This is a genomic window from Streptomyces sp. GS7, from assembly GCF_009834125.1.
Lineage (GTDB): Bacteria > Actinomycetota > Actinomycetes > Streptomycetales > Streptomycetaceae > Streptomyces.
Genome location: NZ_CP047146.1, coordinates 2,466,697 through 2,493,239, shown reverse-complemented (window position 1 = coordinate 2,493,239; position 26,543 = coordinate 2,466,697). Strand labels below are relative to the sequence as shown.

Below are 26,543 nucleotides of genomic sequence, written 5' to 3'. Positions count from 1 at the left end.
CAGGCACCGCCCTTCACCGGACACTGCCTTCCGGCGGCCCGTCGAGGGTCTGCATCGGGTCGTCGTAGCGCTGGTGGATGTACGGCAACAGGGCCCGGCCGTCGACCCGTTCGGCGACGGTGCCGCTCTGGTCGGTGGTCTTCTCGCCGAGGGTGATCCCGACGAGGGTGTGCACCGGCAGGTCGGCGACCGGGTCGTACATCGACTCCCGCAGGACCACGTCGCCGGTGACGCGCTCCAGCCTGCGGACCTTCTCGTGGCGCCGGCAGTGCACCAGTACGGGGTCGGCGTCGAATCCCGAACCGTCCACGGCCGGCAGGAACTTGAAGTAGAAGTCGGTCCGGTACTCCGGCTCGGGGAGGGGCAGCGGGCCGCCGACCGCGCCGCGCACCTCGACGAAGGCGATGCCGTGCCGGGCCAGGGCGGCGCGGACGACCAGGCCGGCGCGCTCCACGGTGACCTCGCCGAGCTTCTTGGGTTCGCCGAAGACCTCACGGCCGCCGGTCAGGGCCCGTTCGTGGGTCATCGGCATGACCAGCGGATACCAGCCCTCGGTGCCGTTGTGGACGGCCGCGACGGCGACCGAGCCGGCGCCCAGCGGATAGCCGGGCAGGTCGACGGTGCTGATGGTGGCCCGGACCAGTGGGCGGGCGGTGGGCTTGAGCGGGGGCGGCAGCACCGCCGCGACCGCGTCCGGGTCGGTCTCCCAGAGGGCCACCACTCCGGTGGACCAGATGTCGGGGAGCTTGGTGCCGGCGGCGCGGGTCGCGGCGATCTCCGCCTCGGTGCGCGCTCCGTAGCGTATGCGTGCCATGTCGTACCACCCTTCGTCATCCGGGACTCGCGGGGGTCGTTCGAGGCTCCTGTAACACAGTTACACCGTGCACGATGAAGGGTAAAGAGCCGTGCGGCAGCCGGAGTTGGGAGATAGTGGGGTGCTATGACACGTACCGCGCTGACCGGTGAGGAAGTCCTCCGGACCGCCGCCCGGCTGATCCGGGCACACGGTCCCGAGGCCCTGACGATGCGCCGGCTCGCCGCGGAACTGGGCACCGCCGTCACCTCCATCTACTGGCACGTCGGCAACCGCGAGTCCCTGCTGGACGCCCTGGTGGAGCGCACCGTCCAGGAGATGGGCGAGATCCGGCCGACCGGGAGCACTCCCCAGGCGCGCGTCGTCTCGGTCGCCCGCGCGCTGCACACCGCGCTGCGCGAGCGCCCCCAACTGATCGCGATGGTGCACGAACGCGGCCTGACGGAGCGGATGTTCCTGCCCGCGCAGCAGGCGCTGGTCCACGAGATGCACGCCGCCGGGCTGCGCGGCGAACGGGCCGCCGAGGCGGTACGCGCCGTCCAGTTCCAGGTGGTGGGCTTCGTCCTGGTCGAGCGCAACCGCGAGCGGTCGCCCGCACAGCACCCGAGCGAGGGCGAGCTGTGGGACGCCCCCACCGCCGGGCACGATCCGGCGCTGGCCCGCGCGCTGGCCGCGCCGGCCGACGCCGGACATCTCTTCCGGGTGTCCCTGGAGGCGCTGGTGGCGTCGCTGCTCGGCCCGGCGTAGCGGCGCACACCGGCCGCGCGCGGCCGGTGTGCGCCGCACGGCGGTTCGGTGGCTGTCAGCGGCGGCCCGTATCCTCAGTGACCATGCTCGAAGACCGCATGGCAGCAGCTCCCCCGATCGCGCCGAAGATCGGGCAGCAGCCGGGCCCGCAGACGCCGCCGGCCGACTGGCCGTCCGGGTATCCCCAGGGATACGCGGTGGTCGACGTGGAGACCACCGGCCTGGCCCGCGACGACCGCATCATCTCCGCCGCCGTGTACCAACTCGACGCACAGGGCGCGTTCCAGGACTCCTGGTACACCCTCGTCAACCCGCAGCGCGACCCCGGCCCGGTCTGGATCCACGGTCTGACGAGCGAGGTGCTGGACGGCGCGCCGCTGTTCCCGGACATCGTCCCCGAGCTGTCCCGCCGCCTCGCCGACCGGGTGCTGGTCGCGCACAACGCCATGTTCGACTGGTCGATGATCGCCCGGGAGTACGCCCGCGCCGCGGCGACCGCCCCGGTGCGCCAGCGGCTGTGCACCATCGCCCTGTCCAAGGAGCTGGGCCTGCCGCTGCCCAACCACAAACTGGAGTCCCTCGCCGCCCATTACGGCGTCGTGCAGGAGCGCGCCCACCACGCCCTGGACGACGCCCGGGTGCTGGCCGAGGCGTTCCGCCCCAGCCTGCGCCGGGCCGCCCGGCAGAACCTGCGGCTCCCGCTGCTGACCTGCCAGCCGCTGACGGAGTGGTCGGACTCCGCCGCGCCCCGGCAGCGGGCCGCCGGGTCCGCGTACCGCCCCACCTCCTGGCGGCCCTCCCGCAAGCGGCCGGCCTGCCCTTATCCCAACCCGGGGCGCTACGAGGCGGGCGGCCGGCTCGTCCAGGGCATGCGGGTCGCGTTCTCCGGCGACACGTCCGTGGACCGCGAGCTGCTGGAGGACCGCGCCATCGAGGCCGGGCTGCACGTGGCGACGAGCGTGTCCCGGCTGACCAGTCTGCTGGTGACCAACGACCCGGAAGCCCGGACGTCCAAGACCGCCAAGGCCGCCGCGTTCGGCACGGCCGTCGTCGACGAGGCGGCCTTCATGCAGCTGCTCCAGGACGTCGAGCCGGCGGGCGGGGCGCCTGCGTCCGGGTGAAGCCCGGCCAACACACCCGCCGGCACCTCGCCCCATGCGGGCCCCCACCGCACGCTGTGGCGCATGGCACGTTGTGAGGTCTGCGGAAACGACTACGGCATGACGTTCGAGGTGCACGCGCAGGGCGCGGTGCACGTCTTCGACTGCTTCTCCTGCGCGATCCACCGCATGGCGCCGATCTGCGAGCACTGCCGGGTGCAGATCATCGGGCAGGGCGTGGAGGCCGAGGGGCAGTGGTACTGCGGTGCGCACTGCGCCCGCTCGGCGGGACGGGTGGGCATCGTCGACCGGGTCTGACCGGGGCCCGGCGGCCCCTCGCCCCGCCGCGGTGGGGGACCCCCGGCCCCGGCGTCCCGAGGCCCGCGAGGTACCGTCGCAGCCGTGTACCGCTTCCTGTTGACCCGGCAGTGGGTGATCCTCACCCTCGTGGGCCTCGTCCTGATCCCGGTCATGATCAAGCTGGGCTTCTGGCAGTTCCATCGCCATCAGCACAAGGTGGCGCAGAACACCCTGATCGCCGACAACCTGGCCGCCACGCCGGTGCCGGTCACCGGCCTGGCCGCCGTCGGCCGGGACCTGCCGCACGGCGACATGTGGCGCCGGGTCACCGCCACCGGCAGCTACGACACCGCGCACGAGGTCGTCGTGCGCCAGCGCACCGCCGCCGACGAGCAGACCATCGGCTACTACGTCCTGACCCCGCTGGTCCTCGGCAACGGCGACGCCGTCCTGGTCAACCGCGGCTGGATCCCGGCGGGCAACGACCTCACCAAGTTCCCCGACGTCCCGGCCGTACCGAAGGGCACGGTCACCGTCACCGGCCGGTTGATGGCCGACGAGACCACCGCCGTCAGCGGCATCAAGGACACCAAGGGCCTGCCGCCCCGCCAGGTCATGCTGATCAACAGCAGGCAGCAGGCGCAGCGGGTGGGCCGCCCCATGCTCGGCGGTTACATCGAGCAGACCGCGCCCAGGTCGCCGGGGAACACCCCCGAGCTGGTGCCCGAACCGGACCATGACTCCATCGGCCCGCACATGGCGTACGCGATCCAGTGGTGGCTGTTCGCGGCGGCGGTACCGGTCGGCTGGATCGTCCTGGTGCGCCGGGAGCGCCGCGACCGGCGGGAAACCGCGGCCAAGGCGGCACAGGGCGCCGCGGAGCCCGCGGAGGGTGGGGCGGCGGCCGGCGACGCGGCGCCGCCGGCGGACCCCGGGCGGTCTGCGCGATCCGCCGGATCCGGAGAGACTGAGGCAGCCGGCGACGCTGCGCCGCCGGCCCCGGCAGAACCCGTAGCCCGGACGGCCGCCACCCCCGAGTAGCGCTCCCGCCGGGCGGGAAAGAGGCGCGGAGTGCACCCACGCATCGAGGACTACGCACTCATCGGCGATCTCCAGACCGCCGCGCTCGTCGGCCGCGACGGCTCCATCGACTGGCTGTGCCTGCCCCGTTTCGACTCCCCCGCCTGCTTCGCCGCGCTCCTCGGCGATACGGACAACGGCCACTGGCGGCTCGCCCCGCACTCCCCCGAGGCCCGCGCGCGGCGCTCGTACCGCGGTGACTCGCTCCTCCTCGACACCGTCTGGGAGACCCCCACCGGCAGCGTCCGGGTCACCGACTTCATGCCGCAGCGCGACCGGATGCCCGACGTCGTGCGGATCGTCGAGGGGCTGCACGGCAGTGTCGCGATGCGCGGGGTGCTGCGGCTGCGGTTCGACTACGGGCGGGTGGTGCCCTGGATGCGCGCCGCCGAGGGCTCCCGGGTCGCGATCGCCGGGCCGGACTCCGTGTGGCTGCGCACCCCGGCGGGCGGCCGGACCTACGGCAAGGACTTCAGCACCTGCTCGGACTTCACCGTCGCGGCGGGCGAGCGCGCCGCGTTCGTCCTCACCTGGCACCCCTCGCACGAGCCCCGCCCGAACCTGATCGACCCCTTCCAGGCGCTGGAGGACACCCTGGAGGACTGGGGCGACTGGTCCGCGCGCTGCCGCTACACCGGTCCGTACCGCGCCGCCGTGATCCGCTCCCTGATCACCCTCAAGGCGCTCACCTACGCGCCCACCGGCGGCATCGTCGCGGCCCCCACCACCTCGCTCCCCGAAGAGCCGGGCGGGGTACGCAACTGGGACTACCGCTTCTGCTGGCTGCGCGACGCCAGCCTGACCCTGAACTCCCTGATTTCCGCCGGGTATCTGGACGAGGCGGGCGCCTGGCGGGACTGGCTGCTGCGCGCGGTGGCCGGCGCCCCCGCCGACCTCCAGATCATGTACGGGCTGGGCGGGGAGCGGCGGCTGCCGGAGGCCGAGGTGCCCTGGCTGTCCGGGTACGCCGACTCGCGTCCGGTGCGGATCGGCAACGCCGCCGTCGAGCAGCGACAGCTCGACGTCTACGGCGAGGTGATCGACTCGTTCCACGTGGCCCGGACAGCGGGGCTGCCGGCCGAGGCGCACGCCTGGAGCATCCAGCGGACGCTGGTCGACTACCTGGCGGCCACCTGGCGCGACCCCGACGAGGGGATCTGGGAGATCCGGGGCCCGCGCCGGCACTTCGTGTACTCCAAGGTCATGGCCTGGGTCGCGGCCGACCGCGCGGTGCGGGCGATCGAGGCCGACCCGAAGCTCAGCGGGGACGTCGACCGCTGGCGGGCGATGCGCGACGAGGTGCACCGGGAGGTCTGTGAACGGGGCTACGACGCCGAGCGCGGCGCCTTCACCCAGTTCTACGGCTCGGCGGAACTGGACGCCGCGACGCTGCTGATCCCCCGCGTCGGCTTCCTCCCGGGCGACGACCCCCGGGTACGCTCCACCGTCGACACGGTGCGCCGCGAGCTGACGACCGGCGGTCTGGTACGCCGTTACAGCACCGCGGACGGCTCCGTCGACGGGCTGCCGGGCGGCGAGGGGACGTTCGTGGTCTGCTCGTTCTGGCTCGCCGACGCGCTCCGGCTGACCGGCCGCCACAAGGAGGCGCGCGAGCTGTTCGAACGGCTGCTGGCGCTGCGCAACGACGTGGGGCTGCTCTCCGAGGAGTACGACCCGGTCGCCGGGCGCCAACTGGGCAACTTTCCCCAGGCGTTCAGCCATATCGGCCTGGTGGGAACCGCGTTCGAGCTGCTCGGCGCGACGGGTGCAGACTAGGGCCATGGATCTTGGACTGACCGACCGGACATATCTCGTCACCGGAGCGACCCGCGGCCTCGGTTTCGCCACCGCCCGCGCTCTGGTCGCCGACGGCGCCAACGTCGTCGTCACCGGACGCACCGAGGAGAGCGCCGGCAAGGCCGCCGCCGCCCTGGGCGACCGGGCCCTCGGCGTCGCCGCCGACAACGCCGACCCGGAATCCGCCGCCCGCCTGGTGTCGGCCGCCCGCGAACGCTTCGGCCGACTGGACGGCGTGCTCATCAGCGTGGGCGGCCCGGCCCCCGGAACGACCGCCGACAACACCGACGACCAGTGGCGGACGGCCTTCGAATCGGTCTTCCTCGGCGCGGTACGGCTCGCCCGCGAGGCCGCCGCGGTGCTCGACGAGGGCGGCGTCATCGGCTTCGTCCTCTCCGGCTCCGTCCACGAGCCGATCCCCGGGCTCACCATCTCCAACGGCCTGCGCCCCGGCCTCGCCGGCTTCGCCAAGTCCCTCGCCGACGAGCTGGGCCCGCGCGGCATCCGGGTCCTCGGTGTCCTCCCCGGGCGGATCGCCACCGACCGCATGACCCAGCTCGACTCCCTCTCCGGCGATCCCGAGGGCACCCGCGCCCGCAACTCCGCCACCATCCCCCTGGGCCGCTACGGCCGCCCCGAGGAGTTCGGCCGCGCCGCCGCGTTCCTGCTGTCGCCGGCCGCCTCGTACATCACCGGGGTGATGGTCCCGGTGGACGGGGGCGCGCGCCACGGCTTCTGAGCAGGGCGCCGCGGACGGACCCGGGGCCGGTCCGATGGGCCGGGGCCGGACGGGCCGCGGCGGCCGGGCGGGTGCGGCTCGGCCGCGGAGCCGTGGGGCGGTGGGGCAACGCGCCGTGGGACCACCGCCCGGCAGGGCCTGCGGATACCGCCCGGCAGTGGCGAAGGGAGCGCTGCGGGCCCGGCAACGACCCGACGGACCCGGCCCTAGCTCACCCGCTCCGGCCGGTGCCGCACCGCCCGCAGCCGGACCTCGGCGGGCAGCCGGGCCAGGCCCGCCGAGGTCCGCGCGTGGGCCACCGCCTCGTCGGACAGCCGCAGCACCACGGTGCCGGGATCGGCGTGCGGGGCGAGGGCCAGGAGAGCGCGCAGCCGCGGCTCCGTGCGGCGCCCGGTCAGCAGGACGACGGCCCGCTCGACGCCGTCCAGGGACTCCGCGTCGGCCGTCAGGACCGTCTCCAGGGACCGGCCGCGGACCAGCGCGCCCTCGCCGTCACCGCTGTCGACCAGGACCTCGCCGAGCCGGTACCGCCGGAGCTGGGCCAGCAGCCACCACAGGAACAGCAGGACCAGGACCACCAGGGCGGCGATGACGGCCGGCCACCACCAGCCGCGGTCCGTCCAGCGGGTGCGGTCGCGGGCGGAGAGGAGGACGGCGCCGGGGCGGGCCCAGGGCTCTCCGCCGGGCAGGCCGAGGTGCAGCCGCGCGGGCAGGTCGAGGCCGCCCAGCAGCACCAGCCCGCCGGCCGCCAGCAGCACGGCGCCGGTCAGGCCGAGCAGCAGCCGGTTGACCGTCGCGCGGGCCCGGGGCACGGCGCGGTCACCCCTTCCTCGGGCGCCGGACGTAGACGGTGAGCGCCGGCCGGTGCGCCAGGCCCAGGTGCCGCAGCCCGTCGCCGAGCGCGGTGTCCAGATCGCGGCGGACCGCGCCCAGTTCCCGGAAGTGCGCGACGGCCCGGGCGTACACCCGGCGGCGGCCGACCGTCATCCGCACGGATCGCACCCCGGCGACCTCCATGGCCCGGTCGCGCAGCACCAGCGCGGCGGCCGGCCGGTCGAGCCCGGCCCGGACCCCGGGCGCGGTGCGCCGCATCGGCAGCACCGCCCGCAGACCGGGGGTGACGGCCAGCACGATCAGCCAGATTCCGAGCAGCACCGCGGCTGCCGCGCCGGCCTGCACCCAGGGGTCGTCCAGGTGGCGGGTGGCCAGTTCGTCCGCCAGCCCGCGGCGCCAGGCCGCCGCGGGGCGGTGGGCGCGTACCGCGGCCACGTCGTACAGCAGCAGGCCCGCGGCGGCCAGCAGCACCAGGGCGACCAGCGCCGACGGCACCCGGCGGGCCGACCAGAAGCGGCCGGCGCGCCCGCCGAAGGCCGGCCCGGTGTCCGGGAGCGCGCCGCCCGAGGCGGGCCGCGCATTCCCTGCCGGCCCGGTCAACCCGCCCGCGGCACCGGGCCGTTCACCGGGTGCGGGCATCCGCCGGGCGCCCGGCCGCGCGTCGCCGGCCCCGCTCATCGCACCCACTCCCGGTCCGCGAGCAGCGGGGAGTGCAGCCGCTCGACCCGCACCGCCACCTCGGACACCGCCATGCCCGCCAACTCCCGTACACGCTCGGTGACATGACGGCGCACCAGCCGGGCGTGCACACCGATGTCGACGGGATAGCCGAGCTCCACGGCGAGGTGGAGCCGGGCCTCGCCGAAGGGCGGCCGGACATCGCGGCGCCGCACGGTCACCGTCGCGTGCGCGTCGGTGGGGTCGCCGGGGCACGCGGCGCGCAACGCCTCGCGGGCCGCCCGTGCGGCGATCTTCGCCACCACCCGGTCGGCGACCACCGTCGCGCCCCGCTCACCCGCCGGTACGCCGGCGGCACCGGCCGGCGCGGACACCGCCGCCACCCGACCTCACCGCCGCCGGCCGTCGCGGTCCCCGGTGCGGGGGGCGCGGAAGAAGTCCCCGGCCGCCAGGTCCCCTTCGAAGAGTCTGCCGGCCATGAACCCGACGGCGCCCAGCGCCGCCACCAGGACGAACGCGCCGAACCCCCCGAAGTATCCGGCGAAGCCCAGCGCCATCCCGGCCACCAGACCGACCACGGCCATGCTCATCGTGCGCTCCTTCGCTACCGCTGCGGCCGGGCGAGGTCACTGGAGCCGCGGCTCGGGTGCACCGGCCCCGTCCGCCTCGTCCGCCTCGTCCTCCTCTTCGGGCAGCTGCACATCGCTCACCGCGATGTTGACCTCGACGACCTCCAGACCGGTCATCCGCTCCACGGCGGAGATGACGTTCTCCCGTACCGCCCGCGCCACGTCCGCGATGGCGACGCCGTAGTCGACCACAATCTCCAGGTCCAGCGCGGTCTGCACCTCGCCGACCTCGGCCTTCACCCCGCGCATCGCGGGGGCCGACCGGCTGCCGCCGGACACCCGGTCGCGGACCGCGCCGAACGTGCGGGCCAGACCGCTGCCCATCGCGTGGACGCCCAGCACATCGCGGGCCGCCAGCCCGGCGATCTTCTCCACGACACCGTCGGCGATGGTGGTGCGGCCCCGCGCCCCGGGGTCGCCGCCACCCCGCTTCACCGGCGGTTTCGCCGCGGCCGCGCGGTGCTGGCTCTCGGTCATCGCGGTGCGTCCCTTCCGAGCCGCCCGAGGGGGAGCGGGCCACCCGCTCCGCTCCCCACAGTAGGTGCGGTTCCCCGGGCCCGCTCCGGGGACGCGGCAGCGGAGTGCCGCATCCGGCCGCGGCACGCGGTACGGGCCCGCCCCGGGACACCGCCGCACACGACGGCCGACAGACGCGGCACGCATGCGTCCGATCCAGGGTCCGTCCGATGGGTCGGGGTCGGAAGGGCCCTGGTCCCCTCTACTCCCCGACGCCCGCCAGGTCCCGCAGCCGGCGGGCCTGGGCGGCCCGTTCGGCGCGGCGCTGCTCCTCGTACGTGCGGCCGGCGGCGCCGGCCAGGAGGGCCTTGGTCTCGATGACGGCGTCCCGGGGCGCGGCGGTGAGCGCGGCGGCCAGGTCGGACACCGCGGCGTCGAGTGCGTCACCGGGGACGACGAGGTTGGCGAGGCCGATCCGCTCGGCCTCTTCGGCGTACACGAAGCGCCCGGTGGCGCAGATCTCCAGCGCCCGGGCGTAGCCGACCAGCCCGACCAGCGGGTGGGTACCGGTCAGATCCGGTACGAGCCCCAGGCTGGTCTCGCGCATGGCGAACTGGACGTCCTGCGCCACGACCCGCAGATCGCAGGCGAGCGCGAGCTGGAAGCCCGCGCCGATGGCGTGCCCCTGGACGGCGGCGATGGACACCAGGTCGTTGCGCCGCCACCAGGTGAACGCCTCCTGGTATTCGGCGATGGTGGCGTCCAGTTCACCGTCCGTACCGCGCGCCAGGTCGAGGAACGACGGCTCGCCGTCGAAGCCCTCGGGCGTGAACGCCTGCCGGTCCAGGCCCGCGGAGAAGGACTTGCCCTCGCCGCGCAGCACCACGATCCGTACGTTTCCCGGCAGCAGCGAGCCCGCCTCGGCCAGCGCCCGCCACATGGCGGGCGACTGTGCGTTGCGCTTGGCCGCGTTGGCGAGGGTCACCGTGGCGATCGCCTCGTCCACGGCCAGTCGGACACCGTGCTTGTCGAGCAGAGTCATGAGGGCGCCTCCGAGTCAGCCAGCCGCACCTGCGTGCGTAAGTGACTGAACGGTAACCTCCCGGCCGACTGCTCGGACGGCCGGGGGGCACCGCCTGCACCCGGAGTCGCGGCCGTCAGACCGAGGCGGCCTTCTTGCCCCTCGTGGCTCCGCCGCGACCGCGGAGGACCACACCGGATTCGCTGAGCATCCGGTGCACGAATCCGTAGGAGCGGCCGGTTTCCTCGGCCAGCGCCCGGATGCTCGCTCCGGAGTCGTACTTTTTCTTCAGGTCTGCCGCGAGCTTCTCGCGCGCGGCGCCGGTTACCCGGCTGCCCTTCTTCAGAGTCTCGGCCACCCGTGCCTCCTCGTGGGAAGTGCGCTCTGGACTCTCATGATCACCCCTCCCCGGCTTCCTGGCCACCCATTCCGCAAGGTCTGTGAGACATCCTTTGCCGTCCGGCGCGCGCCCGGGGAGCCCGGAATTCCCCGTTCCGCGCGCCGCTCGGGGCGTCCCGGCCCCTCCGTCCGCGAGAACGGGCAGGTCAGACGGTATGCGGCCGAAAAGGTGACGGCCGGGCCCCGAGGGCACGGGAGGGTGTCGCAGGCTCGCCGGGGTACGAGCCGTTCTCACTCAGATGATGGATCAGGGCTGAGCCGAATGATCCAGCCGGCATGATCCATCCGCCGGGACCGGCACGGTCCGGGTCAGGCCAGCGCGACCAGGTCCGCGTAGTCCTGGCCCCACAGGTCCTCGACGCCGTCGGGCAGCAGGATGATCCGCTCCGGTGCGAGCGCGTCGACCGCGCCCTCGTCGTGCGTCACCAGGACCACCGCGCCCGTGAAGGTGTGCAGCGCGCCGAGGATCTCCTCGCGGCTGGCCGGGTCGAGGTTGTTGGTGGGCTCGTCGAGCAGCAGCACGTTGGCGGAGGAGACCACCAGCGTGGCCAGGGCGAGGCGGGTCTTCTCGCCGCCGGAGAGGACCCCGGCGGGCTTGTCGACGTCGTCCCCGGAGAAGAGGAACGAGCCCAGCGTCTTGCGGATGTCGACCAGGTCCATGTCCGGGGCGGCGGAGCGCATGTTCTCCAGGACCGTGCGGTCCGGGTCCAGGGTCTCGTGCTCCTGGGCGTAGTAGCCGAGCTTGAGGCCGTGGCCGGGGCGCACCTCGCCGGTGTCCGGCGTCTCGACGCCCGCCAGCAGCCGCAGCAGGGTCGTCTTGCCGGCGCCGTTGAGGCCCAGGATGACGACCCGGGAGCCCTTGTCGATGGCCAGGTCGACGTCGGTGAAGATCTCCAGGGAGCCGTACGACTTGGACAGGCCCTCGGCGGTCAGCGGGGTCTTGCCGCACGGCGCCGGGTCCGGGAAGCGCAGCTTGGCGACCTTGTCGGAGGCACGCACCGCCTCCAGGCCGGCGAGCAGCTTGTCGGCGCGCTTGGCCATGTTCTGGGCGGCGACGGTCTTGGTGGCCTTGGCCCGCATCTTGTCGGCCTGGGAGTTGAGCGCCGCGGCCTTCTTCTCGGCGTTGGCGCGCTCGCGCTTGCGGCGCTTCTCGTCGGCCTCGCGCTGCTGCTGGTAGAGCTTCCAGCCCATGTTGTAGACGTCGATCTGCGAGCGGTTGGCGTCCAGGTAGAACACCTTGTTCACGACGGTCTCGACCAGGTCGACGTCGTGCGAGATGACGATGAAGCCGCCGCGGTAGGTCTTCAGGTAGTCGCGCAGCCAGGCGATGGAGTCCGCGTCGAGGTGGTTGGTCGGCTCGTCGAGGAGCAGGACGTCGGAGTCCGAGAAGAGGATCCGGGCCAGTTCGACGCGGCGCCGCTGACCGCCGGAGAGGGTGTGCAGCGGCTGGCCCAGGATGCGGTCGGGCAGCCCGAGGCTGGCGGCGATGGTGGCGGCCTCGGCCTCGGCGGCGTAACCGCCCTTGGTGAGGAACTCGGTCTCCAGGCGCTCGTACTTCTTCATCGCCTTCTCGCGGGTGGCGCCCTTGCCGTTCGCCATCCGGTCCTCGTTCTCCCGCATCTTGCGGAGCACGGCGTCCAGTCCGCGGGCGGAGAGGATCCGGTCGCGGGCGAGTACGTCCAGGTCGCCGGTGCGCGGGTCCTGGGGCAGATAGCCGACCTCGCCGGAGCGGGTGACCGAGCCGCCGGCCGGGATGCCCTCGCCGGCGAGGACCTTGGTGAGGGTGGTCTTGCCGGCGCCGTTGCGGCCGACCAGGCCGATGCGGTCGCCCTTGGCGACGCGGAAGGAGGCGGACTCGATGAGGATTCGGGCGCCGGCACGCAGCTCAAGGCCGGAAGCGGTGATCACGGAAAAACTCCAGGGCAGGAAGACGGCGGGTTGGACGGACGGTCCGAGAGCGGTCTACGCCGTCTAATGAACCCAGAGGAGAACTGCCATGCAGGCAGTCTAACGGGCCGGTGCAAGTTGTTTTCCCGGCGTTGTCAGACCCCGGTGCAAGACTGTGAGCCAAGACACAGAAGCCCGGTCGCCGGGCTTCGTCGCGACCACGCGAGAGGTGCGGTGATCAGCATGGCAGGTACGCCGACGATGTACCCGACGGTGCTCTACGGGGACGCACCGGCCGCCATCAAACAGCTGACGGAGGCGTTCGGCTTCACCGTCGGCGCGAAGTACGAGACCGACGACGGCACGGTGCTGCACGCCGAACTGTCCTACGGGAACGGCACGGTGATGCTCGGCTCGAAGGGCCGCGGCGGCCTCTTCGACGAGGCGATGGGCGAGGCCGGGCCGGCCGGCGTCTATGTCGTCGTCGAGGACGCCGACGCCCACTTCCGTCGGGCCGAGCAGGCCGGGGTGGAGATCCTGATGCCGCCCACGGACCAGGACTACGGCTCCCGCGACTACATGGCCCGGGACCTGGAGGGCAACATCTGGAGCTTCGGGACGTACACACCGGGCGGTTCGGGGGACTGACCCGCCACCGCCCGGCCGCGGCGGGGCGGTGGCGTAGGGCCTGTCCGAGCCAGGCGCCTCCGACAGGCCCTACGCCCCGCCCGTATGGACCTGGAAGGCCGCGCGGCGGACGGCCTTGGCGAGCGCCGGGTCGGGGTGCGCCGCGGCCAGCGCCACCAGCACCTGCACGGTGCGCGGGTGGCCGACGGCGCGTACCTCCTCCAGCAGGCGCGGCACCGAGCCCTGGACCGCCGAGTCCAGGTGCCGGACCAGGAGTTGGGTCTCCCCGTGGTCGGCGACGGCCGCCGCGGTGTCCACCCACAGCCAGGTCGACTCCTCGCGGGTGAGGACGTCGGGAGCGGTCTCCGGGTCGCCGCCCTCGTGCTCGACGAGCCACAGCAGGGCGTAGGGCCGCAGGCCCGGTTCGTCGGCGACGGCCCGGACGGCGGGCTCGGCGGGGGCGCCGACCGCGCGCAGCGCCTCGAAGGCCAGCCCCCGCAGCAGCGCGTCCTCGCCGCGGGCCACGGTCAGCAGCTCCTCGACGGCGGCGCCCACGGAGCGGGCGGCGAGCCAGGCGCGGTATTCGGCGCGGGCCGGTCCCGGGGTCAGCCGGGCGCAGCCGCGCAGCATCGCTTCCGCGGACTGCTCGATATGGCCCGCGGGGCTCTGCGCGGCGACGCAGATCTGCTCCAGCTTGACCCACACCGACCAGTTGCCGAGCGGCGTCATCCGGGCCTCGGGCCCGCGGTGGCCGCCCTCGGGGGAGCCTTCGGGCGCACCGTCCGGCGGCACCAGCGCACCGACGGCGAGCAGCGCGTCCAGCGCCCAGCCCAGGAGTTCGGCCAGCGACGCCCCCGCGGCGTCGCTCGCCGTCCCCGTGGCACCGGCACCGTCCGGGGCGGGGTCGTGACCGTAGGGGACCTCGCAGCGTTCGGTGCGCAGTTCGGCGACGCGCTGGTCGAGCATGTCGAGCAGCACCGGCAGCCGTACGGGCCCGGCCGACAGGTGCAGCAGGGACAGCAGTTGCGGTACCGCCTCGACGACCTCGGCGACGATCGTGGGCCCGGCCCCGGCCGGGGTGGGCAGGGCCAGCGACCAGGCGTCGAAGAGCGCGACCCAGCCGCGCAGCACCGCGGTGTCGTCGCGGTCCCAGGCGCGCAGCCGCCAGCCGGGGCGGGCGATGCCGTCGTGGAGTTCGACGAGTCCGGCGAGCCGGGCCCGGTCCCAGTCGGCACGGACCTGCCCCGGGGTCAGCCCCAGGGCCGCGGCCGCGCGGGAGACGGCCTCCTGCGGCAGCGCACCGTCCGGGCCGGCCCGCAGGGTGCCGGCGGCGCCGTCGGCCCAGCGGGCGAGCCGGGCCGCGCCGGCCAGTACGGCACGGGCCTGGCGGGCCAGTTCCGCGGGCGGCGGCGTGCCCTCGGGCGGGCGGGGCGCCGGGCGGGCGGCCCGGGTGCTCACCGCCCGCCGGGCGGCGGCGATCGGTTGGCGTGGGACGAGTCGGAGCCGGGAGTCGCGCGGAGTACGGGACGTCACGGGAGCAGTCTTGCCGCTGACGGCCCGAAAGCCCAATCGGAACCCGTCCTGCGGTCTGCCGGACCCGCGCCATCCGGCCGACCCACCCCCGATATGGGGAGTTGTCCCCGCGTACGCCCCGGCGTCACCGTCCGGTGGCCGGCGCGGGCGCGGCGGGTCCGGGAGGGGCCCCGCAGGCCGCCGCCCGCCTCCCCCGGCCGGCTACATCAGCGGTGTCAGGAAGCGGCGCAGGATCTCCTCGTAGTGGTCCGGGTCGGCGTTCCACATCGCGGCGTGCGGGGCGTGCGGCACGGGCTGAAGGGTGATCAGGTCGGGGCGGCGGGCGGCGAAGTCGCGGGAGGCCGCCCAGGGGGCGAGGGTGTCGCCGGGGCCGTGGAAGAGCAGGGTGGGGACCTGGAGCGCCTCGGGGTCGGGGGCGTCGGCCGGGCGGTCCACGGGGAGTCCGGTGGTGCCCTCCGCGGCGCGGACGACCAGCGGCAGCAGGGCGCGCGGGACGTGCCGGGCGGCGGCCAGCGCGCGGACGGTGGCGTGCCGGTCGAGGACCGGGGAGTCCAGGACGAGCCCGGAGATCCGGTCGCGCAGCGCGGAGTTGGCGGCGGCGCGCAGCGCCATGGTGGCGCCGGTGGACCAGCCGTGCACGATCACCGTGCGGGCGCCGTAGCGGACGGCGTAGCGGATCGCGGCGTCCAGGTCGCGCCATTCGGCGTCGCCGAAGTGGTGGATGCCGTCGGCGGAGCGCGGGGCGCCGAGGTCGTTGCGGTAGGCGAGGTCGAGGACCGGCAGGCGGTGGCGGGCCAGGAACGGCATGACCACCATGGGGTGTTCGCGAGTGGTGCCGATGCCGTGGACGGTGATGACCCAGGTGTCGCGGACGCCCGGCACGAACCACGCGGGCAGCGGCCCGAGTTCACCGGGGACGTCGACGTCGGCGCAGGCGATGCCGAGGGCGTCGTGGGGGTTGCCGATGTGCACCTGCGGGGTCATCCGCATCCGGGTGCCGGGCCGCAGGGTGCCGTGGGTGACCCGCTCCAGGCGGCGGACGACGGCGTCCGGGGGGTGCGGGACGCCGTGCACGACGGGGCCGGCGACGGCGTGGCAGCCGGCGCCGGCGAGGCCGTAGATGCCGGGCCGCAGGGACGCGAGGCTGCGGGTGAGGATGACGTGGCCGCCGTCGGCGGAGTGCACGGTGAGGCGGGAGTCGCCGGGGAGCGGACGGCCGGGCGACGGTTTCAGGGCAACGTCGCTGGCGTACCGCCCGACCGCCACGGCGGCGGCACCGGCACCGATCGCGGTGATGGCGGTCGCCGCCGCCACGGTTCCCAGTCGCACCTTCCCAGTGTGCGCAGCGCCGCCGGACCCGGCCACCGGGCGCCGCGCCGGCCCGCCGGACCAGCGGCGATGCGCTCCGCGCGGGCCCGGGCCGGGGGCTAGGCGGGGTGCCCGGCGCGCTGGCCGTAGCCGCGCAGCCGGTCCCCCGCGGCGTCGAGCTGGGCGGCCGACAGCAGGCTGGGGGTGCGGCCGGGCACGGAGCTGGCGGTGAGCCAGACCCGGCACATCCACTCCAGTTGGGCGGTGCGCTCCAGCGCCTGGTCGAGGCTTGCGCCGTAGGCGACGGTGCCGTGGTTCTGGAGGAGGGCGGCGGTGCGGTCGCGGAGGGCGTCGAGCATGTGGGCGGCCAGTTCGTCGCTGCCGTAGAGGGCGTAGGGGGCGACGCGTACGGGGCCGCCGAGCGCGGCGGCCATGTAGTGGATCGGCGGGAGTTCGGGGACGAGGGTGGAGACGGCGGTGGCGTGCGGCGCGTGGGTGTGCACGATCGCGGTGGCCGGGGTGCTGCGGTAGACGGCGAGGTGCAGCGGAAGTTCGCTGGTCGGGCGGAGTCTGCCGATGATCTGGCGGCCGTCGAGGTCGACCGCGGTGGTGTCCGAGGGGCCGAGCCGGTCGTAGGGGATCCCGCTGGGGGTGACGAGGACGAGGTCCTTCACGCGTACCGAGACGTTGCCCGAGGTGCCGACGACGAGGCCGTCGGCGACCGTGCGGCGGGCGGTGGCGACGAGTTCGCTCCAGGCGGCGGCGAGGTGGTCGGGGTGGTCCTTCATGGCGTCCTCCGGCGCGGTGCGGCAGAAAAGCGGAAAGGCGGTCGCGGTGCACGACACGGTACGGGCAGGCCGGGCCCCGTACGCCATCGCACCGTCCGCCCGGTATCCCCCACAAGGGGATAGCTGTACCAGTGCGGGCGTTTGGCCGGACTTCGACCGTCTTGTGGTGATCATCCCCTAGCGTCGAGTGAGCCGCACCCCTCCCATCGCATCGCCCAGGGGGACCCATGACCCGTGACCGAACGGCCCGCTGCCGGGCGGCCAGGACCCCCGGACCCGGGCCCTGGCCGAACACGAGAAGATGGCGGACGGATGAGGCGGAAGTGGTGCGTGGGACACCTCCGCGTGAACACTGCGGTGGTGTCATCGCGGCGCCCGGCCGAGTTCACCTCCCGTTCACCCACCGTCCGTACGGTCCCGAGCGACACTGCCCATCGAACTGATTGCCTGGGTGAATGGAACACATCACGCTTCTCATCGGGATCGTGATCGTCACGGCCTTGGTGTTCGACTTTACGAACGGCTTCCACGACACGGCCAACGCAATGGCCACCACCATTTCCACCGGGGCACTGCGACCCAGAGCCGCGGTGGCGATGTCGGCGGGGCTCAATCTTGTCGGCGCGTTCCTGTCCGTCGAGGTGGCCAAGACCATCTCCGGCGGCATCATCGACGAGAGCGCCGGCATCAGACCTGAAGTGATCTTCGCCGGTCTGGTCGGCGCCATCGTCTGGAACATGGTGACCTGGCTCGCCGGACTCCCCTCCAGCTCCTCCCACGCCCTCTTCGGCGGTCTGATCGGCGCCACCGTGGTCTCCGTCGGCACCGGCGGGGTGCACGGCGAGGCCGTCGTCATGAAGGTCCTGATCCCGGCGGTGGCCGCGCCGTTCGTCGCGGGCCTCGCCTCGATGGCGGCGACCCGGCTCACCTACCGGCTGGCCCGGGGGCGCGAGGAGGCGGACACCGCCAAGGGCTACCGCGCCGGCCAGATCGCCTCGGCCGCGCTGGTCTCGCTGGCCCACGGCACCAACGACGCCCAGAAGACGATGGGCGTGATCACCCTCGCGCTGATCACCGGCGGGGTCATCGCGCCGCACTCCGACCCGCCGATGTGGGTCATCGCCTCGGCCGGTCTGGCCATCGCGCTCGGCACCTACCTGGGCGGCTGGCGCATCATCCGCACGATGGGCAAGGGCATCACCGACATCCAGCCGCCGCAGGGCTTCGCCGCCCAGACCGGCGCCGCGGCCACCATCCTGGCCTCCTCCCACCTCGGCTTCGCGCTCTCCACCACCCAGGTCTGCTCCGGTGCCGTGATGGGCTCCGGGCTGGGCCGCAAGGGCGGCGTGGTGCGCTGGTCCACGGCCGGGCGGATGGTCGCCGCCTGGGCGCTGACACTGCCGGCCGCCGGACTGGTCTCGGCGGGTGCCGCGTTCCTGGCCGACCAGGGCAACTGGGGCGTCGCCGCGGTCGCGGTGTGCGCGCTCGCGGTCTGCGGCGGCATCTGGGCGGCCTCCCGGCGCAAGCCGATCGACCACACCAACGTCAACGAGGGCCCGGCCGCGGAGCCGGTGGGTGTCGTCACCGCCGCGCTGCAGACCGTCGCCCCTCCCCCGGCGGGCACGGTCGCCCCGGCGGCCCCGGCAGCCCCGGCTTCCGCCGCGGCCACCGCGGCGGAAGCCGCCGCCCCGCCCGCGCAGCCGACGCCGTCGGCGCAGCCGGCGCAGCCCGCGACGGCCACCTCCTAGCGGCCCTCACCGAAGGAACGAACACACCATGCACATCGACTGGGCAGCTCTCGGCCAGGTCTTCGGCGTCACCCTCGTGGTGACGGTCGGGATCGTGGGCCTGTTCACCGTCGGAATCGTGGGGACGTCCCGCAAGCCGGCCGCGGACGGCGGGGCGACCACGGCACCGGGTACCGGCGCGCGGGCCGGAGCGCTGGCGGCCTTCGCGCTGTGCGCGGTGGCGGTGACGTACGGGATCTATCTGATCGTGGCCACCTGAGCACACGTCCTCCGCTACGAAGGGGAACGGGGCGTCCACCGGGCGCCCCGTTCCCCTTTTCTGGCTTGTGGCTCTTTTTGGCTTGTGGCGCTTTTCCGCCCCTGGGCGGGGCCGGTCAGCCGTTCCGTCCGCTGAGCGCCTCGTCCGCCTCCCGGGCCAGCTCGTCCGCGATGGCCGTACCGCCGGTGCTGTTCAGGTACTCGGAGACCCGGATCTGCACGACCTTGCTGAAGGTCTGGTAGTGGGCGCTGCGCGGGCGCGGTTCGGCGGCGCGCAGGGCCGCGTAGAGGGTCCGGGTGTAGGGCGGCTCCTGGCCCGGAGGGACCGGCGGCCGGCCGGTGGCGCCGTGTTCGCCGCGCTGCGCGTCGCCGGGCGGCAGCGGGCAGCGCGGGGTGGCGGCCCCGGTGCCGTAGGCCGAGGCCCGGGTGGCCGCGAACCCGCGCTCCAGCAGGCAGCGTTCGCTCTCCGGGTCGGTGAGCGCCGCGATCAGCGAGCGGGCGCCGGCCGGGCGGGTGCTGTCGGCGGCGATCGCCAGGTTCTGGCCGCCGAGCACGGAGATCCGCCGGCCGTCGGTGGGCCGGCCGGGCAGTTCGGCGACGTCGAACTGGACGCCGGGCCTGAGCTTCTCGGCGACCGAGGCGTACTCCACCGGCCAGTTGCGCATGAACAGGGCGCGGCCGTCGGCGAACCAGCGGCGGCTCTCGGTCTCGTCCATCGCGGTGGCCTCGTGCGGCATGATCGAGTCGAGCTGGTCCTTGAGCGCGGTGACCCCGAGCTGGAGCGAGCCGACCTGCTCGCCCTTGGTGAAGCTGGTCGCCTCCGGATCGCCGCCGTTGGCCCAGGCGGACTCCAGGGTGTTGACGGTCAGCCCTTCGTAGGGGCGCAGTTGGGCGACCAGGCCGTAGAGGGTGGGGGCGGCCGCGGCCTGCGTCCCGCCGGCGGCGGTCCTGGCGGCCCTGGCCTTGCGGTTGTAGGCGCCCGCCACCTGGACGGAGATGTTCTTCAACTCGCCCCAGTTGCCGGGGGGCTGGTCGTATCCGTAGTCGTGCAGGATGTCCTTGCGGTAGTAGAGGAGCCCGGCGTCGGTGTTGAAGGGGACGGCCCAGACCTTGCCGTCGTACCGGGTGGTCTTGACGACGCTGGGGAGGAAGTCGCCGTCCAGGCTCGGGCCCCAGGGGCGGATGACGCCCGCCGCGGCGAACTCGGCGGTCCAGGCCACATCGATGTTCAGCACGTCGTAGCCGCTGTTGCCGGACTGGCCGGCGGCCAGCAGCTGGCTGCGCTGGCCGTCCGCGGTGTCCGGGAGCTTCACGATCCGCACCGTGCGGCCGGTGCGCCGCTCCCAGGCGTGGATGAGGTCCTGGCGGACCCCGGAGCTGCTCAGGTCGCTGCCGGTGGCCAGCACGATGGCGCCCTCCTCGGGGTGCGGCGGTCCGGACGTGCAGCCGCCGGCCGCGGCGGTCACCAGCAGGGCGAGGAGGGCGGCGGGCAGCGCCGCGCGGGCCCTCACCGGTCCCCCGTGCCCGCGGAGCCGATCGAGGCGACCAGTCCGGCCAGCAGATCCGGTGCGTCCGGACCGCCGGTCACGCACTGGCCGTCGGAGGCGCGGGCCAGCCCCTGGAGGGCGAAGGTGTCGCAGCCGGAGCGGCCCATCGCCACCGTCAGGACCGGCACCGGGGGCCCGTTCTTGAGGAGTTCGGCCAGCTTCTGCTCCACGCCGGGGGCGCGCCCGGCCGCCCCGTCGTCCTCGTCGAGGAGCAGTACGACGGCGCTGTTGCCCCCGCTGCCGCCGTCCGCCTTCTTCAGCTCCGCCACCGCGGTGGTCAGCGCCTCCTCCATCGGGGCGCCGTGGTCGACCAGTTCGCCCTTGGCGATCCGGTCGAGGGCGGCCTTGCCGGGGGCCGGGTCGGCGCTGCCGAGCGGGACGATCCGGCGTACGGCGTAGGGACTGCCGGGGTGCGTGCGGTCCGGGAAGGTCCACAGGCCGTAGGTGTGGCGGGCGCCGACCATCTCCAGGACCCGGCCGGCCGCCGCCGTGGCGACCGGGAGCTTGCCGCCGTCGGCCATCGAGGAGGAGGTGTCCATGAGGATCAGCAGGCGGCTGGCGCGCTGCGCCCGGTCGTAGCCGGCCAGCACCCGGCCGACCTGGTCGGGCCCGGCCGTGAAGGGGGTGACGGGGGCGGCGAGGTCGATGTCGGCGGCGGTGTCGAGGAGCGGGGAGCCGGAAGCGGGGCGGGGCGTCGTGCCGTCCTTCCCGGGGACCCCGCGGTAGCCCTGGCGGGAGAGGACGGGCCGGCCGCCGTCCGGAGCGCGCAGCCAGTCGGCGAAGCGGGCGACGGCGGCCTGCCGGGTCGGGGCGTCGGCGGCGCCGCTCCAGTCGACCCGGATCAGCGGGTGGTCGAGGGCCGGGACGTTCTTGGGGTAGTACGCGGCGTACCGGTCGCCGGGGGCCGGCGGCCGGGCGAGGGCCGGGCAACTGCCGGTGGCGCGGCCGAGGTTGTAGTCGGCGAGGGACTTCTCGGAGACCAGTGGCGCCGAGCCGGCGCCCCGGCCGCCCCCGGGCCGTCCGGGGCCGGCGTCCGGGCCCGCGTCCGGGCGCAGCGAGCAGAGCAGTTCGGTGCTGCCGGCGTACTGGCTGCCGGGCGCGGTCAGCCGGCTCTCGGCGTCCCGGACGAGGGCGGGGTCGGGGGCGCTGGACGGGTCGATGCGCGAGCCGTCGCCGGCGAGGTAGAGGCCGAGGGTGTGCAGCAGGCCGGTGCCGGAGAGCACGGGGCTGGGGCGCAGCAGCCTGAGGTCGCCGTGCCGGCTGTCGGTGCCGGTGAGCAGGTCCTGCCAGGGGGCGACCTGTTCGACGTCGGCCGGGCGCTTGCCGGCGGGGATGCCGACGACCAGCGGGCTGTAGGCGACCGGGCCGGTGTCGTGGAGGGTGGCCGGGGAGCCCTTGGGGGGCATGCCGCGGCGGGCCTCTTCGTAGTCGGCGGTGGATTCGGGGATCCAGAGGTCGGGCTGGGGTCCGGGGCGGTAGAGGGGGTCGGCGCCCTTGGCCGCGTCGTTCCCCCGGCCGGTGCCGCCGCGGGCCTCGCCCTGCCAGCGGTCGGCGGCGGCGAAGCCCTGGTCGATCTGGTCCTTGGCGGCGGAGTAGACGGTGATCTGGGCCCGGCGGCAGCCGTCGGGGAGGTCGCCCTCGCCGGCCAGCGGGCGGGTGTCGGCGTCGGACATCTCGTAGGCGAACGCGGCCTGGCGGAGCGCCGGTTCGGCCTCGGGCGCGGTGAGCAGCCGCAGCTCCAGGGCGGGCGGGCAGTCCGGGAGCGGGCTCAGCACCCGGTGGGCGACCAGGCCGGCGGCGGCCAGCACGAGGGCGGTGCACAGCGCGACGAGGAGCCGGAGGCGGCGCCGTACGGGCCGGACGACGTGCTGGTTGAGCCAGCGGCGCCGGCGGATCCGCGGCGGGGTCGGCGGCCGGTCCTCGGGGGTGGCGAAGGAGAGGATGACGTCGTCGAGGGTGTTCTGCTTGGCGGCGCGCGGCTCCCAGACCTCGCCCATCGGGGTGCGCTCGTCGGCGAGCCGGTCGCGCAGCGCGGCGGCCAGGTCCTCGAAGGTGACGAACCGCCGGCCGGGGATGCCCTCTTCGAGGATCCGCACCACGGCGCGGGTGAAGGGGGTGCCGCCGGCGGGTTCGTCGCCGCTGAAGATCCGGCGGTTGGGCTGCGCGGCCATCAGCAGCGACATGGGCTTGCGCAGGGCGTGGAAGGCGCCGTCGGCGTTGCCGGAGTAGCAGCATTCCAGGATGACGACGATGCGGTCGGCCCGTGCGCTGTCGAGGCAGGACAGGACGGCGTCCTGCCAGGAGACCGTGGTGTGGCGGTGCCGGTGGTCCGAGGCGCCGACCAGGAGCCGGAGGTCGCCGCCGTCGCTGCCGACCCAGCCGTGGCCGGAGAAGTGCACCAGCAGCAGACCGCGCGCCTCATCGGCGACGGCCTTCAGCGCCCGGCTCAGCTCCTCGGGCTCCCGGGGCCGGCAGACGACGACCTCGTCCGCGGTGAACAGGTCGGTGCCGGGGCCGGTCAGCGCGCGCCTGAGCTCGTCGGCGTTGGCCTCCACGGCGGGCAGGGCGGGGTGCGTCTCGTAGTCGTGGACGCAGATCAGCAGCGCCCGGTTCGTCTTGCCCCGTGCGTCGTACTCGGACATCCGGGTCAGTCCTCGCCGGTGCTGCCGCCCTCGTCCGCCGCGCTGTGGGGGCCGGGCCGGGCCGGGCCCGGGCCGGCGGGCCGTTCTTCCGGGTCCGCGCCGTCGATCTGGCGGAGGCCGGCGCCGGTGCCGACGGACACCCGGGGCTGCTCGCCCTCCTCGCGCGCCTCCTTGCGCCGCCGCAGCCACTCCCGTAACGCGATGCCCAGCGACTTGGTGACCTCGGTGACGACCGCGCCGACCACCACCAGGACCAGGTCGTCGACGCCGATCGCCATGTCGTGGAGGTCGGGTGCGTCACCGGGGGCCCGCGCGGCGCGTTCGTCCGCGGGGCGGGGCCGCCGGTCCCAGTCGTGCGGCCGCCGCGCCAGCCAGGGCTCGCGCTCCAGCCACGCTTTCAGGTCCTCGATGTCCTGGTGCGGATTGTTGGTGCCCGTGATCCTGATGCGGATCTCGTCTCCGGTCGCTTCCCGGACCTCGTCCCGTGCGGCGCTCTCCGGCATCCCCCGGCCCCCTTCCGGCAGGCCCCGTCGCCCGCCGTGCCTCAGATAGTGACGCGGGATCAGTCCCGTGGGCAACCGTGCGTGACACCGGCACCACCCTGTGGTCTGTGACACAGGGCCCGCGGCGGGGCCGCGTCGCAGGTCAAAGGTGAGTTGACGGGCCTTCGCGGGGCGTGGTGGACTACCCGGGCCAATCGGCGACAGCTGAGGAAGTCCGGTGAGAATCCGGCGCGGTCCCGCCACTGTCACCGGGGAGCGCTCCTCCACAGAAGGTCACGGCTCGGGTCACCCACGGGTGCCGCTCGCGGGCTGGAAGGCCGGGGGAGGCGCCGATCCGGGGAGCCAGGAGACTCTTGTCGCCGTCACGTCGAGCCAGGGCGCGGACCCTGAGTGAGGACATACCGCCATGCCGGGCTGCCGTTCGCGATGCCGCCGTACGAGACGTTCGCTCCCCGCCTGCGCGGGGTCCCTTCGAGGCGTGACGGCGGTCTGATCCGATGCGCGGCGAACACGCGGGGTACGCGTGCGGCGCGGCCCTCGGCTTTCTCGGCGACCTGATCGCGGCGGATCCCCGGCGGGGCCATCCGGTGGCCGCGTTCGGCCGGGCCGCGGGCGCCGTCGAGCGCCGGCTGTGGCGCGACCACCGCGGGTACGGGGCGGCGCACACCGTGCTGTGCGCGGGCGGTGCGGCCGTCGGCGCGGCACTGCTGGAGCGCGCCGTACGGGACCGCCGAGGAGCCCGGGTGGCGCTGACCGCGGCGGCGGTGTGGGCCGTCCTCGGCGGCACGTCGCTGGGGCGGGAGGCGCGGGCCGTGGGCGGCGCGCTGGCGGCCGGCGACCTGGACGTGGCGCGGGAGCGGCTGCCGCATCTGTGCGGGCGCGATCCGCAGGCGCTGGACGGGCCGCAGATGGCCCGCGCGGTGGTGGAGTCGGTCGCCGAGAACACCTCGGACGCGGTGGTGGGCGCCCTGGTCTGGGGCGCGCTGGGCGGGGTGCCCGGTCTGGTGGCGTTCCGGGCGGTGAACACGCTCGACGCGATGGTGGGTCACAAGTCTCCGCGCTACCGGCGCTTCGGCTGGGCCGCGGCCCGGCTGGACGACGTGGCCGGCTGGCCGGGCTCCCGGCTGACCGCCGCGTTGACGGTGCTCGCGGGCCCCGACCGGCGCGGTGCGCTGCGGGCCTGGCGGGCCGACGGCGGGGCGCACCCGAGCCCCAACGCGGGCCCCGTGGAGGCGTCGTTCGCGGGCGCGCTGGGCGTCCGGCTGGGCGGCACGCTGGCGTACGGCGGGCGGGTGGAGCACCGCCCGGTGCTCAACGGCGGGGCGCGGCCGGCAGCGGTGCCCGACATCGAGCGGGCGGTGCGGCTGTCGCGGCGGGTGGGCCTGCTGGCGTTGGGCGTGACGGTCGCGGGGCGGCTCGCGGCCACGTGCCGCCGGGGTGTGCGGACATGAGGAGGACCCGTTGAGCGGGCGGAGCGTGGGGCCCGGTGGGGGCGTCGGTGGCGGGCTGCTGGTGGCCGGTACGACGTCGGACGCGGGCAAGAGCGTGGTCACGGCGGGCATCTGCCGCTGGCTGGTGCGGCAGGGCGTGAAGGTGGCGCCGTTCAAGGCCCAGAACATGTCGCTGAACTCGTTCGTGACCCGCGAGGGCGCGGAGATCGGCCGGGCGCAGGCGATGCAGGCGGCGGCGGCACGGGTGGAGCCGACGGCCCTGATGAACCCGGTGCTGCTCAAGCCGGGCGGCGACCGCAGCAGCCAGGTGGTGCTGCTGGGCAGGCCGGTGGGCGAGTTGAGCGCGCGCGGGTACTTCGGCACGGCCGGGCCCGCGGCGCCGCGGCCGGACACGTCACCGGGCGAGACGGCGTACGGGAGCGGGCGGGAGCAGCTGCTGGGGACGGTGACCGACTGCCTGGCGGAGCTGCGGCGGACGTACGACGCGGTGATCTGCGAGGGCGCCGGCAGCCCCGCGGAGATCAATCTGCGGCGGACCGACATCGTCAACATGGGCATCGCCCGGGCGGCGCGGATCCCGGTCGTGGTGGTCGGCGACATCGACCGCGGCGGCGTCTTCGCGTCGTTCTTCGGGACCACGGCGCTGCTGTCCGAGGAGGACCAGGCGCTGGTCGCGGGCTATCTGGTCAACAAGTTCCGCGGGGACGTCTCCCTGCTGGAGCCGGGCCTTGCGATGCTGCGCGGGCTCACCGGCCGGCGGACGTTCGGCGTGCTGCCGTACGCGCACGGGCTGGGAATCGACGAGGAGGACGGGCTGCGGGTCTCGCTGCGCGGCGCGGTCCGCGAGTCCGTCGTGGCGCCGCCGGTCGGCGCGGACGTGCTGCGGGTCGCGGTGTGCGCGGTACCGCTGATGTCCAACTTCACCGACGTGGACGCGCTGGCGGCGGAGCCGGGTGTGGTGGTGCGGTTCGTGGACCGCGCCGAGGAACTCGCCGACGCCGACCTGGTGGTGGTGCCGGGCACCCGCGGGACGGTGCGGGCGCTGGCCTGGCTGCGCGAGCGGGGGCTGGCGGACGCGCTCGCCCGGCGGGCCGCCGAGGGCCGCCCGGTGCTCGGTATCTGCGGCGGCTTCCAGGTACTCGGAGAGCACATCGACGACGAGGTCGAGTCGCGGGCGGGGAAGGTGGACGCGCTGGGGCTACTGCCCGTACGCGTCCGGTTCGGCCGGGAGAAGTGCCTGGCGCGGCCGGTCGGCGAGGCACTCGGGGAGCGCGTCGAGGGCTACGAGATCCATCACGGTGTGGCCGAGGTCTGCGGCGGGGAAGCCTTCCTGGACGGCTGCCGGGTGGGCTCCGTGTGGGGCACGCACTGGCACGGCTCGCTGGAGAGCGACGGCTTTCGGCGGGCGTTCCTGCGGGAGGTGGCGCGGGTGGCGGGCCGCCGGTTCGTACCGGCTCCGGACACCCGCTTCGGCACGCTGCGCGAGGAGCAGCTGGACCGGCTGGGGGATCTGATCGAGGAGCACGCGGACACGGCGGCGCTGCTGCGGCTGATCGAGGACGGGGTGCCGGAGGGGCTGCCGTTCGTCCCGCCGGGGGCGCCGTGAGGGGTACGCAGTGGACAGGACCGGAGGCGGCCGGCGACGTGGAGGACGACA

At 74.7% G+C, this 26,543-nt stretch carries 26 protein-coding genes and 1 riboswitch; of the genes, 11 read left to right on the top strand and 15 right to left on the bottom strand.

Annotation, left to right across the window (positions count from 1 at the left end; translation table 11 throughout):
- Positions 1-13: 13 nt before the first annotated feature.
- Positions 14-814, bottom strand: a complete 801-nt coding sequence (locus GR130_RS10740) for an acetoacetate decarboxylase family protein (protein WP_159504506.1) — start codon at positions 812-814, stop codon at positions 14-16.
- Between the two features lie 126 nt (positions 815-940).
- Between GR130_RS10740 and GR130_RS10735 the strand changes: the two genes are divergently transcribed.
- The 6 genes from GR130_RS10735 to GR130_RS10710 all read left to right on the top strand — a co-directional run bounded on the left by GR130_RS10735 (position 941) and on the right by GR130_RS10710 (position 6,577).
- Positions 941-1,561: a TetR/AcrR family transcriptional regulator gene (locus GR130_RS10735; RefSeq protein WP_159504505.1), complete on the top strand. Its 621-nt coding sequence runs from the start codon at positions 941-943 to the stop codon at positions 1,559-1,561.
- Between the two features lie 83 nt (positions 1,562-1,644).
- Positions 1,645-2,682, top strand: coding sequence for a DEDDh family exonuclease (locus GR130_RS10730; protein WP_236572969.1), 1,038 nt, complete (start codon positions 1,645-1,647; stop codon positions 2,680-2,682).
- 63 nt (positions 2,683-2,745) lie between these two features.
- A complete protein-coding gene (locus GR130_RS10725) occupies positions 2,746-2,979 on the top strand; it encodes a hypothetical protein (RefSeq protein ID WP_159504504.1) in 234 nt (77 codons plus the stop codon).
- A gap of 84 nt (positions 2,980-3,063) precedes the next feature.
- Positions 3,064-4,002: an SURF1 family cytochrome oxidase biogenesis protein gene (locus GR130_RS10720; RefSeq protein WP_159504503.1), complete on the top strand. Its 939-nt coding sequence runs from the start codon at positions 3,064-3,066 to the stop codon at positions 4,000-4,002.
- Positions 4,003-4,032: 30 nt separating this feature from the next.
- Entirely contained in the window at positions 4,033-5,817 is a 1,785-nt protein-coding gene (locus GR130_RS10715) for a glycoside hydrolase family 15 protein (protein ID WP_159504502.1), read from the top strand.
- 4 nt (positions 5,818-5,821) lie between these two features.
- Positions 5,822-6,577 carry an SDR family oxidoreductase gene (locus GR130_RS10710; protein ID WP_159504501.1) on the top strand — a complete coding sequence of 252 codons (756 nt, stop codon included), beginning with the start codon at positions 5,822-5,824 and terminating at the stop codon, positions 6,575-6,577.
- Between the two features lie 206 nt (positions 6,578-6,783).
- On the opposite strand, the gene amaP is transcribed toward GR130_RS10710, so the two are convergent.
- The 8 genes from amaP to abc-f form a co-directional block, all read right to left on the bottom strand.
- Positions 6,784-7,389 (bottom strand): alkaline shock response membrane anchor protein AmaP, encoded by a 606-nt coding sequence (amaP, locus tag GR130_RS10705; RefSeq protein WP_159504500.1) that lies wholly within the window; start codon positions 7,387-7,389, stop codon positions 6,784-6,786.
- Positions 7,390-7,396: 7 nt separating this feature from the next.
- Positions 7,397-8,089, bottom strand: coding sequence for a DUF6286 domain-containing protein (locus GR130_RS10700; RefSeq protein WP_159504499.1), 693 nt, complete (start codon positions 8,087-8,089; stop codon positions 7,397-7,399).
- Positions 8,086-8,472 carry a hypothetical protein gene (locus GR130_RS10695; protein ID WP_201304856.1) on the bottom strand — a complete coding sequence of 129 codons (387 nt, stop codon included), beginning with the start codon at positions 8,470-8,472 and terminating at the stop codon, positions 8,086-8,088. The genes GR130_RS10700 and GR130_RS10695 overlap by 4 nt, the downstream gene beginning before the upstream one ends.
- Positions 8,473-8,478: 6 nt before the next feature.
- The gene (locus GR130_RS10690; protein WP_159504497.1) at positions 8,479-8,679 is read right to left on the bottom strand and encodes a hypothetical protein; all 201 of its coding nucleotides are present in this window, start codon (positions 8,677-8,679) and stop codon (positions 8,479-8,481) included.
- A 36-nt stretch (positions 8,680-8,715) separates the two neighbouring features.
- Complete coding sequence (locus GR130_RS10685; RefSeq protein ID WP_159504496.1) at positions 8,716-9,195, bottom strand: Asp23/Gls24 family envelope stress response protein; 480 nt, start codon at positions 9,193-9,195, stop codon at positions 8,716-8,718.
- Positions 9,196-9,436: 241 nt separating this feature from the next.
- On the bottom strand, positions 9,437-10,216 hold the full coding sequence (locus GR130_RS10680) for an enoyl-CoA hydratase/isomerase family protein (protein ID WP_159504495.1): 780 nt from the start codon (positions 10,214-10,216) through the stop codon (positions 9,437-9,439).
- Positions 10,217-10,331: 115 nt separating this feature from the next.
- On the bottom strand, positions 10,332-10,553 hold the full coding sequence (locus GR130_RS10675; protein ID WP_016573902.1) for a helix-turn-helix domain-containing protein: 222 nt from the start codon (positions 10,551-10,553) through the stop codon (positions 10,332-10,334).
- A 350-nt stretch (positions 10,554-10,903) separates the two neighbouring features.
- Positions 10,904-12,502, bottom strand: coding sequence for a ribosomal protection-like ABC-F family protein (gene abc-f, locus GR130_RS10670; protein ID WP_159504494.1), 1,599 nt, complete (start codon positions 12,500-12,502; stop codon positions 10,904-10,906).
- A gap of 222 nt (positions 12,503-12,724) precedes the next feature.
- Between abc-f and GR130_RS10665 the strand changes: the two genes are divergently transcribed.
- A complete protein-coding gene (locus GR130_RS10665) occupies positions 12,725-13,129 on the top strand; it encodes a VOC family protein (RefSeq protein WP_159504493.1) in 405 nt (134 codons plus the stop codon).
- A gap of 69 nt (positions 13,130-13,198) precedes the next feature.
- On the opposite strand, the gene GR130_RS10660 is transcribed toward GR130_RS10665, so the two are convergent.
- The 3 genes from GR130_RS10660 to GR130_RS10650 form a co-directional block, all read right to left on the bottom strand.
- The gene (locus GR130_RS10660) at positions 13,199-14,641 is read right to left on the bottom strand and encodes a hypothetical protein (protein WP_159504492.1); all 1,443 of its coding nucleotides are present in this window, start codon (positions 14,639-14,641) and stop codon (positions 13,199-13,201) included.
- Positions 14,642-14,842: 201 nt separating this feature from the next.
- Positions 14,843-15,970: an alpha/beta hydrolase gene (locus GR130_RS10655; RefSeq protein ID WP_159504491.1), complete on the bottom strand. Its 1,128-nt coding sequence runs from the start codon at positions 15,968-15,970 to the stop codon at positions 14,843-14,845.
- A gap of 98 nt (positions 15,971-16,068) precedes the next feature.
- Positions 16,069-16,737, bottom strand: coding sequence for a class II aldolase/adducin family protein (locus GR130_RS10650; RefSeq protein ID WP_159504490.1), 669 nt, complete (start codon positions 16,735-16,737; stop codon positions 16,069-16,071).
- Between the two features lie 455 nt (positions 16,738-17,192).
- On the opposite strand from GR130_RS10650, the gene GR130_RS10645 reads away from it, so the two are divergent.
- Complete coding sequence (locus GR130_RS10645; RefSeq protein ID WP_159504489.1) at positions 17,193-18,485, top strand: inorganic phosphate transporter; 1,293 nt, start codon at positions 17,193-17,195, stop codon at positions 18,483-18,485.
- A gap of 28 nt (positions 18,486-18,513) precedes the next feature.
- Positions 18,514-18,744 (top strand): hypothetical protein, encoded by a 231-nt coding sequence (locus GR130_RS10640; protein WP_159504488.1) that lies wholly within the window; start codon positions 18,514-18,516, stop codon positions 18,742-18,744.
- Between the two features lie 115 nt (positions 18,745-18,859).
- On the opposite strand, the gene GR130_RS10635 is transcribed toward GR130_RS10640, so the two are convergent.
- Genes GR130_RS10635 through GR130_RS10625 form a run of 3 tightly spaced genes read right to left on the bottom strand, consistent with a single transcriptional unit; the run spans position 18,860 to position 23,435 of the window.
- Positions 18,860-20,254 carry an extracellular solute-binding protein gene (locus tag GR130_RS10635; protein ID WP_159504487.1) on the bottom strand — a complete coding sequence of 465 codons (1,395 nt, stop codon included), beginning with the start codon at positions 20,252-20,254 and terminating at the stop codon, positions 18,860-18,862.
- Positions 20,251-22,932 carry a caspase family protein gene (locus GR130_RS10630; RefSeq protein ID WP_159504486.1) on the bottom strand — a complete coding sequence of 894 codons (2,682 nt, stop codon included), beginning with the start codon at positions 22,930-22,932 and terminating at the stop codon, positions 20,251-20,253. Before GR130_RS10630 ends, GR130_RS10635 begins: the two co-directional genes overlap by 4 nt.
- Positions 22,933-22,937: 5 nt before the next feature.
- On the bottom strand, positions 22,938-23,435 hold the full coding sequence (locus GR130_RS10625; protein ID WP_236572968.1) for a hypothetical protein: 498 nt from the start codon (positions 23,433-23,435) through the stop codon (positions 22,938-22,940).
- Between the two features lie 207 nt (positions 23,436-23,642).
- A riboswitch (cobalamin riboswitch) is annotated at positions 23,643-23,787 on the top strand.
- A 145-nt stretch (positions 23,788-23,932) separates the two neighbouring features.
- Here GR130_RS10625 and GR130_RS10620 point away from each other — a divergent pair.
- Both GR130_RS10620 and GR130_RS10615 read left to right on the top strand, forming a co-directional pair.
- Positions 23,933-24,886, top strand: a complete 954-nt coding sequence (locus GR130_RS10620; protein WP_159504485.1) for a cobalamin biosynthesis protein — start codon at positions 23,933-23,935, stop codon at positions 24,884-24,886.
- Positions 24,887-24,896: 10 nt separating this feature from the next.
- Complete coding sequence (locus tag GR130_RS10615) at positions 24,897-26,492, top strand: cobyric acid synthase (RefSeq protein WP_159504484.1); 1,596 nt, start codon at positions 24,897-24,899, stop codon at positions 26,490-26,492.
- Positions 26,493-26,543: the final 51 nt, after the last annotated feature.

Excerpts from the sequence above, each read along its gene's own strand:
- GR130_RS10640 (WP_159504488.1), top strand. The coding sequence starts at position 18,514 with ATGCACATCGACTGGGCAGCTCTCGGCCAGGTCTTCGGCGTCACCCTC.
- GR130_RS10740 (WP_159504506.1), bottom strand. The coding sequence starts at position 814 with ATGGCACGCATACGCTACGGAGCGCGCACCGAGGCGGAGATCGCCGCG.
- GR130_RS10620 (WP_159504485.1), top strand. The coding sequence starts at position 23,933 with ATGCGCGGCGAACACGCGGGGTACGCGTGCGGCGCGGCCCTCGGCTTT.
- GR130_RS10680 (WP_159504495.1), bottom strand. The coding sequence starts at position 10,216 with ATGACTCTGCTCGACAAGCACGGTGTCCGACTGGCCGTGGACGAGGCG.
- GR130_RS10730 (WP_236572969.1), top strand. The coding sequence starts at position 1,645 with ATGCTCGAAGACCGCATGGCAGCAGCTCCCCCGATCGCGCCGAAGATC.
- GR130_RS10690 (WP_159504497.1), bottom strand. The coding sequence starts at position 8,679 with ATGAGCATGGCCGTGGTCGGTCTGGTGGCCGGGATGGCGCTGGGCTTC.
- GR130_RS10625 (WP_236572968.1), bottom strand. The coding sequence starts at position 23,435 with ATGCCGGAGAGCGCCGCACGGGACGAGGTCCGGGAAGCGACCGGAGAC.
- GR130_RS10650 (WP_159504490.1), bottom strand. The coding sequence starts at position 16,737 with ATGAAGGACCACCCCGACCACCTCGCCGCCGCCTGGAGCGAACTCGTC.
- GR130_RS10685 (WP_159504496.1), bottom strand. The coding sequence starts at position 9,195 with ATGACCGAGAGCCAGCACCGCGCGGCCGCGGCGAAACCGCCGGTGAAG.
- GR130_RS10630 (WP_159504486.1), bottom strand. The coding sequence starts at position 22,932 with ATGTCCGAGTACGACGCACGGGGCAAGACGAACCGGGCGCTGCTGATC.
- GR130_RS10735 (WP_159504505.1), top strand. The coding sequence starts at position 941 with ATGACACGTACCGCGCTGACCGGTGAGGAAGTCCTCCGGACCGCCGCC.
- GR130_RS10710 (WP_159504501.1), top strand. The coding sequence starts at position 5,822 with ATGGATCTTGGACTGACCGACCGGACATATCTCGTCACCGGAGCGACC.
- GR130_RS10700 (WP_159504499.1), bottom strand. The coding sequence starts at position 8,089 with ATGAGCGGGGCCGGCGACGCGCGGCCGGGCGCCCGGCGGATGCCCGCA.
- GR130_RS10665 (WP_159504493.1), top strand. The coding sequence starts at position 12,725 with ATGGCAGGTACGCCGACGATGTACCCGACGGTGCTCTACGGGGACGCA.
- GR130_RS10645 (WP_159504489.1), top strand. The coding sequence starts at position 17,193 with ATGGAACACATCACGCTTCTCATCGGGATCGTGATCGTCACGGCCTTG.
- GR130_RS10725 (WP_159504504.1), top strand. The coding sequence starts at position 2,746 with ATGGCACGTTGTGAGGTCTGCGGAAACGACTACGGCATGACGTTCGAG.